This window comes from Gordonia sp. 852002-10350_SCH5691597, from assembly GCF_001665715.1.
Lineage (GTDB): Bacteria > Actinomycetota > Actinomycetes > Mycobacteriales > Mycobacteriaceae > Gordonia > Gordonia sputi.
In genome coordinates this window covers 1-10,539 of the sequence record NZ_LZMO01000164.1, presented here as the reverse complement: position 1 = coordinate 10,539, position 10,539 = coordinate 1, and the positions used below count along the sequence as shown (strand labels likewise).

Genomic DNA, 10,539 nt, shown 5'->3' with positions numbered 1-10,539 from the left:
CGAAGTCGTTGTCGCGCTTGATGTTGCCGCGCTGGTCGTATTCGACGCCCAGCTTGTCGAGCAGGTCGACGCGCTCAGGGCCGACGAAGCCCATGGCCAACAGCACCAGATCGCACTCGAGCTCGAAGTCTGAGCCCTCGACCTTCTCGAATCGACCGTCACGCATGGCAACCTCGTGCGCCTTGAGCGCGGTGACCTTGCCGTTCTCGCCGGTGAACTGCTCGGTGTTGACCGAGAAGACACGCTCGCCGCCCTCTTCGTGGGCAGACGACACGCGATACATCAGCGGGTACGTCGGCCACGGGGTCGACTCGGCCCGCTCGGTCGGCGGCTTGGGCATGATCTCGAACTGGTGCACAACCTCAGCGCCCTGACGCAGCGACGTGCCGAGGCAGTCGGCGCCGGTGTCGCCGCCGCCGATGATGACGACCTTCTTGCCCTTGGCGCTGATCTGCCCGTCGACGGTGTCGCCGAGCTGAATTCGGTTGGCCTGCGGCAAAAACTCCATCGCCTGGTGGATGCCGTCGAGCTCGCGGCCCGGAATCGGCAGATCGCGACCGATCGTCGAACCCATCGCGAGCACGACGGCGTCGAAGTCCTGACGAAGCTGCGCGACGGTGATGTCGACGCCGACGTTCACACCGGTACGGAAGACGGTGCCCTCGGCCCTCATCTGCTCGAGACGACGGTCGATGTGGCGCTTCTCCATCTTGAACTCGGGGATGCCGTAGCGCAGCAGTCCGCCGATCCGATCAGCGCGCTCGTACACGTAAACCGTGTGGCCCGCACGCGTGAGCTGTTGCGCCGCAGCGAGTCCCGCGGGACCCGAACCGACAACCGCAACCGACTTGCCGGTGCGCTCGGTCGGCAGCACGGGCTGCACCCAGCCGCTGTCGAAGGCGTTGTCGATCAGCTCCACCTCGACCTGCTTGATGGTCACCGCGGGCTGATTGATACCGAGCACGCACGACGCCTCGCACGGCGCTGGGCACAGACGCCCTGTGAACTCCGGGAAGTTGTTGGTCGCGTGCAGGCGCTCGATGCCTTCTCTCCACTGATCCCGGTAGACCAGGTCGTTCCACTCCGGGATCAGGTTGCCCAGCGGACAACCGTTGTGGCAGAACGGGATACCGCAGTCCATGCAGCGGCTGGCCTGGGTCTGCAGCTCCGACTTGTCGAAATCGTTGTAGACCTCTTTCCAGTCCATCAACCGCAGGTCGACCGGCCGACGCTCGGGCAGTTCACGCTCGGTGTGCTTGAGGAATCCTCTGGGGTCAGCCACGTGCGGCCTCCATGATCGCTTCGTTCACGTCTCGTCCGGACTTCTCTGCGGCGTCGATCGCGGCCAGCACACGCTTGAAATCGCGTGGCATGACCTTGGCGAACGCCTGCTGGGTGTTCTCCCAATCGGCAAGTATCGCCGCGGCGACCGGCGATGCCGTCTCGCCGCGATGCTCACCGATGATGCCGGACAAGAACTCGATGTCTTCGTCGTCGAGTGGTTCGAGGTCGACGAGTTCGGGGTTCAGGTTGGTACCCAGCTTGTTCTCGGGGTCGTACACGTAGGCGATACCGCCCGACATACCAGCCGCGAAGTTACGTCCGGTGTCACCGAGCACCACCACGCGTCCACCGGTCATGTACTCGCAGCCGTGATCGCCGACGCCCTCGACCACCGCTGCGGCACCGGAGTTACGCACGCAGAAACGCTCGCCGACGACGCCGCGCAGGAAGATCTTCCCCTTTGTGGCACCGAAGCCGATCACATTTCCGGCGATGATGTTGTCTTCTGCGACAAAGCCTTCCGGCGTATTCGCCGGCGGACGCACCACGATGCGTCCACCCGAGAGACCCTTGCCGACGAAGTCGTTGGCATCGCCCTCGAGTCGAAGCGTGATGCCCTTCGGCACGAACGCACCGAAGCTGTTGCCCGCAGAACCCTCGAAGTCGATGATGATCGTTCCCTCGGGAAGCCCCTGCGCGCCATGCGTCTTGGTGACCTCGTGGCCGAGCATCGTTCCGACGGTGCGGTTCACGTTGGTGATCTTTGACGTGAACGACACCCTGGTGCCGTGATCGATCGCCTCACGACTCTGCGCGATGAGCTGCTGGTCGAGCGCCTTCTCCAGACCGTGGTCCTGCACGCCGGAGCAGTACAGATCCTGGTTCATGAACGGCGATTCGGGCGTCGACAGAATCGGCGACAGATCGAGCTTGCCCGCCTTCGACGACTTCCAGTGTGCGAGTGCCTTTGTCGTGTCGAGAGCCTCGACGTGGCCGACGGCCTCCTGCAGCGTGCGGAACCCGAGGCGAGCAAGCAGCTCGCGTACCTCTTCTGCGATGAACATGAAGAAGTTCTCGACGAACTCCGGCTTGCCGGTGAAACGCTCACGCAGCAGCGGATTCTGGGTGGCGACGCCGACCGGGCAGGTGTCGAGATGGCAGACGCGCATCATGACGCAACCGGAGACGACGAGAGGCGCCGTCGCGAAGCCGAACTCCTCGGCTCCGAGCAGTGCACCGATCACCACGTCGCGGCCGGTCTTGAGCTGACCGTCGACCTGCACCGAGATCCGATCGCGAAGTCCGTTGAGCAGCAAGGTCTGCTGCGTCTCGGCGAGACCGATCTCCCAGGGGGCACCGGCATGCTTCAACGACGTCAGCGGCGACGCGCCGGTACCGCCGTCGTGGCCGGAGATCAGCACGACGTCGGCGTGTGCCTTCGACACACCCGCGGCGACCGTTCCGACGCCGAGCTCACTGACGAGCTTGACGTGTACGCGCGCTTGCGGATTGGCGTTCTTCAGGTCGTGGATCAGCTGGGCGAGATCCTCGATCGAGTAGATGTCGTGGTGCGGTGGCGGCGAGATGAGGCCGACGCCCGGCGTCGAGCCGCGCACCTCGGCTACCCACGGGTACACCTTGTGCGGCGGAAGCTGGCCACCCTCACCGGGTTTCGCGCCCTGCGCCATCTTGATCTGGATGTCGGTGCAGTTGCTCAGGTAGTGCGAGGTGACACCGAAGCGTCCCGACGCGACCTGCTTGATCGCACTGCGACGCCAGTCGCCGTTCTCGTCGTGATGGAAACGACGCGGATCTTCGCCGCCCTCACCGGAATTCGACCGTCCGCCGAGTCGGTTCATGGCGATCGCCAAGGTCTCGTGCGCCTCGGCCGAGATCGAACCGAAGCTCATCGCGCCCGTCGAGAAGCGCTTGACGATCTCGCTCGCGGGCTCGACCTTGTCGATCGGGATCGGGTCACGATCGCCGAAGTTGAAGTCGAACAGTCCACGCAGAGTTGCCATTCGGGCCGACTGGTCGTCGACCATCTTGGTGTACTCCTTGAACACCTTGTACTGCCCGGTGCGTGTGGAGTGCTGGAGCTTGAACACGGTGTCGGGGTTGAACAGGTGGTACTCACCCTCGCGCCGCCACTGGTACTCGCCACCGACCGGGAGCTCGCGGTGTGCGCGCTCGGACGGACGCTCGTTGAACGCCAAGGCATGTCGCGTCGCGACGTCGGCGGCGATCTCGTCGAGTCCGACGCCTCCGAGCTGGCTGTTCATCCCGCTGAAGAACTCGTCGACGGTGTCCTGGTCGAGACCGATCACCTGGAAGAGCTGCGCGCCGGTGTACGAGGCCACCGTGGAGATGCCCATCTTGCTCATCACCTTGAGCACGCCCTTGCCCGCGGCCTTGACGTAGTTGTTGCGGGCGGTCTCGAAGTCGATGTCGCCGAGCACTCCGCGCTCGACCATGTCCTCGATCGATTCGAATGCCATGTACGGATTGACCGCTGCCGCACCGAATCCCACCAACGTGGCGACGTGGTGGACCTCGCGGCAATCACCCGATTCGACGATGAGGCCGACGCGCGTGCGCTTGCGCTCGCGGACCAGGTGGTGGTGAACCGCAGCCGTCAGCAGCAACGACGGGATCGGTGCGAGCGTCTCGTCGGACTCGCGGTCGCTGAGCACGACGAGGCTCACGCCGTCGTCGATGGCAGCACTGACCTTGGCACGGATCTCGTCGAGCGCCTTGCGCAACCCGACACCACCGTCGGCGACCGGATAGAGGCCGTGGATCTGGATGCTGCGGAAGTCGGGCAGCGCGTCGTCCTCGTTGATCCGGACCAACTTGGCGAGGGTGTCGTTGTCGATCACCGGTGAGGGAAGCGCGATCTGGCGGCATGACTCGGGGCCCGGGTGCAGCAGATCGGCTTCGGACCCGATGGTTCCGCCGATGCTGGTGACGATCTCCTCGCGGATTGCGTCGAGCGGCGGGTTGGTGACCTGCGCGAAGAGCTGCTGGAAGTAGTCGAACAGCATCCGCGGGCGCGCCGACAACACCGCGATCGGCGTGTCGGTGCCCATCGATCCGATGGCTTCGGCGCCGGTCTTCGCCATCGGCGCGACCAGCAGGTTGAGCTCCTCGGTGGTGTAACCGAACACCAACTGACGCAGCGTGACCCGGTGGTGGGACATGTGCTCGTGCGGCAACGCCTTGACGTTGTCGATGTGGACGAGCCCCTTCTCGAGCCACTCCGCGTACGGATGCTCTGCGGCGAGTTCGTCCTTGATCTCCTCGTCGTCGACGATGCGGCCCGCGGCCGTGTCGACGAGGAACATGCGGCCCGGCTGCAGGCGCAGCTTCTGCACGACGTCGGCCTGGTCGATGTCGAGCACACCGACCTCGGAGGCCATCACGACGAGGCCGTCCTTGGTGACCCAGATTCGGCTGGGCCGCAGGCCGTTTCGGTCGAGCACCGCTCCGACGACGGTGCCGTCGGTGAAGCACACCGATGCCGGTCCGTCCCACGGCTCCATGAGGGCCGCGTGGTACTCGTAGAAGGCGCGATGCCCAGGCTTCATCGCCTCCTGGCGTTCCCACGCCTCGGGGATCATCATCAACACCGCGTGCGGCAGGCTGCGGCCGCCGAGATGCAGCATCTCGAGCACCTCGTCGAAGCGTGCCGTGTCGGATGCGCCTGGCGTACACACCGGGAAGATCTTCTGCGCTGCGCCGTCGCCGAACAGCGAGGTGTCGATCAGTGCCTCACGGGCACGCATCCAGTTCTCGTTGCCGGTGACGGTGTTGATCTCACCGTTGTGCGCGACGCGGCGGAACGGATGCGCAAGCGGCCACGACGGGAAGGTGTTGGTCGAGAAGCGCGAGTGCACGAGGCCCAGCGCGCTCTCCACCCGCGAGTCCTGCAGGTCGAGGTAGAACTCCCGCAGCTGCGGGGTGGTGAGCATGCCCTTGTAGACGAAGGTCGTGCCCGACAGGCTCGGGAAGTAGACGGTCTCGCGGCCGGGGCCGTCAGCGCCGGCGCCCTTGTTGCCGAGCTCGTGCTGAACACGCTTGCGCACGACGAATGCCTTGCGCTCGAGCTCCATGCCCGACGCACCGGCGAGGAACACCTGACGGAAGGTCGGCATCGCGTCGCGTGCGAGAGCACCGAGTCCGTTCTCGTTGGTGGGCACCTCGCGCCAGCCGAGCACGGTGAGACCCTCGGACTCGATGATCTTCTCGACGCCCTCGGCGGCGGTCGCGGCGTCGTTCGAGCCCTGCGGCAGGAAGGCGATACCGGTCGCGTAGCTGCCCTCGGCGGGCAGTTCGAAGTCGACAACCTCACGCAGGAAGCGGTCGGGGACCTGGATCATGATTCCGGCACCGTCGCCGGTGTTCGGCTCTGCGCCCGCAGCACCACGATGCTCGAGGTTGATCAGCGCGGTGATCGCCTTGTCCACGATGTCGCGGCTGCGACGACCATGCATGTCGACAACAAACGCAACACCGCACGCGTCGTGTTCGTTGGCCGGGTCATAGAGCCCAATGGGGCCTGGAGCGTGCTTCATGTATTCGCCTCACTAGGTGCGCGACGTTGCGCAGAGCTGTCACCCGTTTCGTCGTTGACAGCAGTCCTACCGAGCCAACAGGATCCACCCTCGTCGTGGGCTGACCTGGGCTGATCCTGTGATCACTCGGTGGCTGCCTCGTGCCAGCGCCGTTGCTGGCGGGGGTGCGCCGACCCTACGATCGCGCTGACACCCCACTGCTTCTTGAGCATTGTCGAATATTTTCTCACGGTGGGTGCCCAGTATTGAAATCCGGCTACCACATCGCCGCCGATTGCGCAGGCTACGCACCACGAACAAGGCGTCGAACCCCTATCCTGAGTCGGTGGAATCGCTGGTGACTGCTGTGGTGATCGACGACCATCCGTTCTTCCGGGATGGCATCTCCCGCGGACTCACCCACAGTGGCCGCGTACGCGTGGTGGGCGAAGCGGGCGACGGCCCGTCCGGCCTCGAACTCATCCGCGGCGAGCTGCCGGATGTGGCCGTCGTCGACTACCAGATGCCGGGGCTGACCGGAGTCGATGTCGCGCACGCGGTCACCAGGGACGGGCTCCGGACGCGGGTCCTGGTTCTCTCCGCTGTCACCGACGCGCCCATCGTCTTCGCTGCGCTCGAGAAAGGTGCGGCGGGGTATCTGAGCAAGGAATCGAGCCGCGACGAGATCGTCGGAGCCGTCACGCGGGTTGCCAAGGGCGAGACGGTGGTCCCCTCGGAGTTGGCCGCCGGGCTCGTCGGTGAGATCAGGTCGCACGCGCGCAACGACGGCCCGGCGCTCAGCGAGCGCGAACGCCAGGTACTCGAAGGCTTTGCCCGCGGCCTGTCGATCCCGCAGGTCGCAGACGAGCTCTTCATCGGGGCGTCGACCGTCAAAACACATGCGCAACACCTATACGAGAAGCTCGGGGTGTCTGATCGCGCTGCCGCCGTCGCCGAGGCGATGCGTCGCGGACTTCTCGAATGACTCGACCCTCATGGCCGCGACGACTGGGCTACGGACGCCTGGGCTGTGGACGCTCGGGCAACCCGGACGGGCAGGCACCGCAGCTCGGCCTGACGGAGCTGATCGACGAGCCGCGCATCTCCGAGATCCTGATCGATCACGCACTTCTCGGTGTCCGAGTGCAGGTCGTGCTACGCATGTTGCTCTCCGTCTTCGTGCTGGCAACCGTGCTCCTCGATCCACCGGCCGACGGTGCCGCGTTCTGCATCGTGGTCGCGGTGCTCTACGCCGTCTGGTGTCTCGCGGGCGTGCTGGCGGCCTCCCGAATCCGAGTGGGCATGATCCGATTCGCCTGGCTCGCTTTGTTTGTCGACCTCGCGGTCCTCATCGTCCTGATCGTCGTGGCGAGTCGTTCCGATCAGGTCAGTTGGACCTCGGATGTACTCGTCAACGGATTCGTGGCCATTCCGATGATCGCAGCGACGCAACTGCGCCCCAGAGTCTGTGCGCTGGTGGTGATCCCGACCGTCGTCGTCTACTTCCTCGCGAGCGCTCTGGCCCGTGTCCCCAACGGCGAACCGTGGTCGTTGATCGCGATGCGCACGCTTGTCGTCGCGATCCTCGCATTGGGCAGTGTGATGCTCTCGACCGTTCAGCGTTCACGCGTGTCGACTATCGGATCTCTTGCGGCACAACGTGCTCGACTTCTCGACGAGACTGTCCGCATCGAGGAACGCGAGCGTCGCGACCTCGCCGAGCATCTCCACGACGGCGCGTTGCAGTACGTGCTCGGCGCGCGGCAGGAACTCGATGCGGCGCGCGACGGCACCGATCCCGACGCTCTCGCACGGGTCGACACAGCGCTGCGCGAGGCGTCGAGGCTGCTGCGCTCGACGTTGGGTGAACTCCATCCCGCCGTACTCGAACAGGGAGGACTCGCCGCGGCGGTCACCGACCTCGCGGCATCGGTCGAACAGCGCGGCCCGCTGACGATCTCGGTGGACACCGTCGGCTGGCCGAGCGATCTGCGCACCACGTCCGATCCCATGCTGTTCGCAACCGCACGCGAGCTGCTGACCAACGTGGTCAAGCATGCCGACGCCCATGCCGTCGAACTCTCAGTCGAATTCGACGACGGCACAGCCCGGGTGATTGTTGTCGACGACGGGCGCGGCGTCGACGAGTCGACGCTCGATCGCCGTGTCGCCGAGGGACACATCGGACTCGTCTCGCGTCGGGTGCGCCTCGAGCAGCAGGGCGGCTTGCTGACCGTCACCCGACGTCCCGGCGGCGGGACGGCCGCGATCGCCGAGGTCCCTGTGGTCGATGTCGGAGCGCGTGCTCAGTCGAACGTCGACCCCCGCTCCGAGCCGTAACCCTGCCGGTCTGGACGCTCCGCGAGCCGACGGTCGAGGCCTATCGGCCAATCGAGCTCGACCTGTTCGTCCAGTGCCGCAAGACGTTCGACGATCGGCGGCTGCTGATCCGCGCTGCACTGTGACGCAACGGTCTCGTAGAGCGCACGTAGTCGTCGATGCACCTGCGCCTGGCCGTGACTGTGCCTGCGGATCTCGTCGGTGCCGATCGCGACATAATCCGCCCACGTACGTCGATAGCCGCGCACGGCGGGTGAGCGTCGAACCGCGTCGGCGTGGACCCGCGGCGCGAGCATCAGCAGCATGTCCTCGATGTGGTCGAGCGCCAACACCACCGTGCTCGGATCATTGCCCGCAGTCGAGATCGCCTTGAGGGCGATATCGGAAATGGCCTGCAGCGCTGCAACAGGACTCACCGACGGCTGATGCATATCGCCGAAGAGCAAGCACCGCAATACCTTATGCTCGGGCACCGGCCCGCCTCGCGGCGTTCCGACCACAGCGATCACGCCGACGTTGTGCGGCACGTTGTCGCCGACCATCACCAGCAGATCGAATCTCACGCCCCACGCCGCCGCGTAGCGTTCCAGCATCGGTACGTTCACCGCGAGCAGCACCCGCCCTCGAGAACCTATCTCGCGCAACATGATCACGTGACGTGGCTCTTCGCCGAGTGCGGTGTCGGGCGCGGGCGCCACGTCCGGCGCCTGGGTCTCGAGCGACTTCTCCGGGTACAGCCGACGGATCGACCCACGTCCGTCCGCAGCGATCCACCGCATCAACTGCGCAACGTTGAGAACCGCGCCGACCTTACTGACCAACGCGACGAACAAGATCGCCGACACCACCGTCAGAAAGGCCGCGATCGCGGTCGAGGCGCCGGGTGTCCCGTCGTCGGGGCCGGTCAGTGCGAGATCCATCGCCACCATCACGCTGAACACGAATGTGGCAAGGAAGAAGCCGACAGACCAGCGCATCACAGGCTCGCGCTGCAGCATGGGGATGACGCGGACCGAGATCTGTGACGCCCCGAACTGCATCGCGAGCGTCACCGCGGTGAATACGAGGCCCGTCAAAGTGGCTGTGGCCCCGGCGATCACGCCGAGCACGGTCGCAAGGGTTCCCGAGTCGACGTCGAGACCGATGTTCTCGTCGATCGTGATGCACAACAGGGCCGCGATGATCGCGAGCAGCACGAGGATCACCGGCAGCCGCCAGGTGGGGACCACACGCAGTCGACGTCGCACCCGACGCCAACGCAAGGCCGTCGCGGCTCTACTCGGAAGTGCGACGCCACCCGGAACGGCCGCAACAACGTCGGGCACCGCGGTCGGTGGCAGGTCGGGGACCCCGAATCGGCCCGCGAGCGCTTCCTGCACAACGATCTTCCATCGGATGAGCGGTTCCCGAAGGCGTTGTTCGCGCCGTACCGCTTTGTCGTACTTGCCTTCTCGGCTGCGGTAGAACCAACGCGCCCAGGGTGACGCAGGCCGCGCAACACGAATGGCGCCGACCACGAGGAGAACCGGAAAGAACATGCCGACCAGCCCGGTCCACAGCTTGCCCTTGGCGAGAGTGATCGCGGCCAACACGACGTTCACCACGATCCCGAGTACCACAACGATCCGCGCCGTCACGTTCGGATCATCGCGGAACTCGTCGGCTGCCGAGGTCAGGTCGAGCGGCCGAAAGCCCATCAGGAACAACGCGCCTATCGCGATGGCGACGAATACCGCGTCGACCGACGCCCGACCCTCCTTCTCCCAGTACACGTCTCGCAGATGCAGGATGAGCGCGAACTCGTCGAGGACAAGGGCACAGCCGATTCCGAAGAGAGCCGCGAGCACGCAGTCTGCGATCGGGGTGTCGAAGCGAGAGATCGCGACAAGACCGAATCCCGAGAGCACCATGACGATCACGCCGAAGAACTCGTGGTGCAGGTGGAGTCCGCCTGGCGCTACATTTCCCGGCCACCAGCGCACTCCCGCACGAATCAGGCGAACGCTGATCCGGATGAAGACGAACGTCGCAATGAATGCAATCAAGAACAAGAACAGGGGAAGACGACCGGCCTCCACGATCGAGTTGTGGAACCAGGTCATCTCAGTGCCCTCGGCCGGGCGCGCGCACCGTATCGATGGAGTGAGCCTACCGGTGGGCAGTCGGTAAAACGGCCAGATCAGCAACGACGACGAGGCCCGCAACCGGTGTGGTCGCGGACCTCGTCGTCGTATCCGAGTGGGTCGTATCGGGGCAGGTCACGCGGCGGCGTGGCTCGCTGGTGTGACGGTGCCGCTACCGGTTGGAGTCGACGGCTGAGCGGGCGAGATGCTGCTCGTGCCGGTCGGTGTCGACGGCTGTG

Annotated in this window: 5 protein-coding genes; 2 read left to right on the top strand and 3 right to left on the bottom strand. The window is 65.5% G+C overall.

The features are described 5' to 3' along the window. Together A5777_RS11925 and gltB are read right to left on the bottom strand one after the other, a co-directional pair. Window positions 1-1,282, bottom strand: a 1,282-nt coding sequence (locus tag A5777_RS11925; RefSeq protein ID WP_064862798.1) for a glutamate synthase subunit beta, incomplete at its 3' end; no start/stop codon positions are given. Continuing rightward, window positions 1,275-5,858, bottom strand: a complete 4,584-nt coding sequence (gene gltB / locus A5777_RS11920) for a glutamate synthase large subunit (RefSeq protein WP_064862797.1) — start codon at window positions 5,856-5,858, stop codon at window positions 1,275-1,277. The genes A5777_RS11925 and gltB, both read right to left, overlap by 8 nt. Window positions 5,859-6,183: 325 nt before the next feature. On the opposite strand from gltB, the gene A5777_RS11915 reads away from it, so the two are divergent. After that, window positions 6,184-6,822 carry a response regulator gene (locus A5777_RS11915; RefSeq protein WP_064862796.1) on the top strand — a complete coding sequence of 213 codons (639 nt, stop codon included), beginning with the start codon at window positions 6,184-6,186 and terminating at the stop codon, window positions 6,820-6,822. Further along, entirely contained in the window at window positions 6,819-8,177 is a 1,359-nt protein-coding gene (locus tag A5777_RS11910) for a sensor histidine kinase (RefSeq protein WP_156529359.1), read from the top strand. The genes A5777_RS11915 and A5777_RS11910 overlap by 4 nt, the downstream gene beginning before the upstream one ends. On the opposite strand, the gene A5777_RS11905 is transcribed toward A5777_RS11910, so the two are convergent. Continuing rightward, window positions 8,144-10,279: a DUF2254 family protein gene (locus A5777_RS11905; protein WP_064862795.1), complete on the bottom strand. Its 2,136-nt coding sequence runs from the start codon at window positions 10,277-10,279 to the stop codon at window positions 8,144-8,146. The genes A5777_RS11910 and A5777_RS11905 overlap by 34 nt on opposite strands. Window positions 10,280-10,539: the final 260 nt, after the last annotated feature.

Bases quoted from the DNA above. Each gene is read 5' to 3' on its own strand.
- gltB (WP_064862797.1), bottom strand. From the start codon at position 5,858: ATGAAGCACGCTCCAGGCCCCATTGGGCTCTATGACCCGGCCAACGAA.
- A5777_RS11905 (WP_064862795.1), bottom strand. From the start codon at position 10,279: ATGACCTGGTTCCACAACTCGATCGTGGAGGCCGGTCGTCTTCCCCTG.
- A5777_RS11910 (WP_156529359.1), top strand. From the start codon at position 6,819: ATGACTCGACCCTCATGGCCGCGACGACTGGGCTACGGACGCCTGGGC.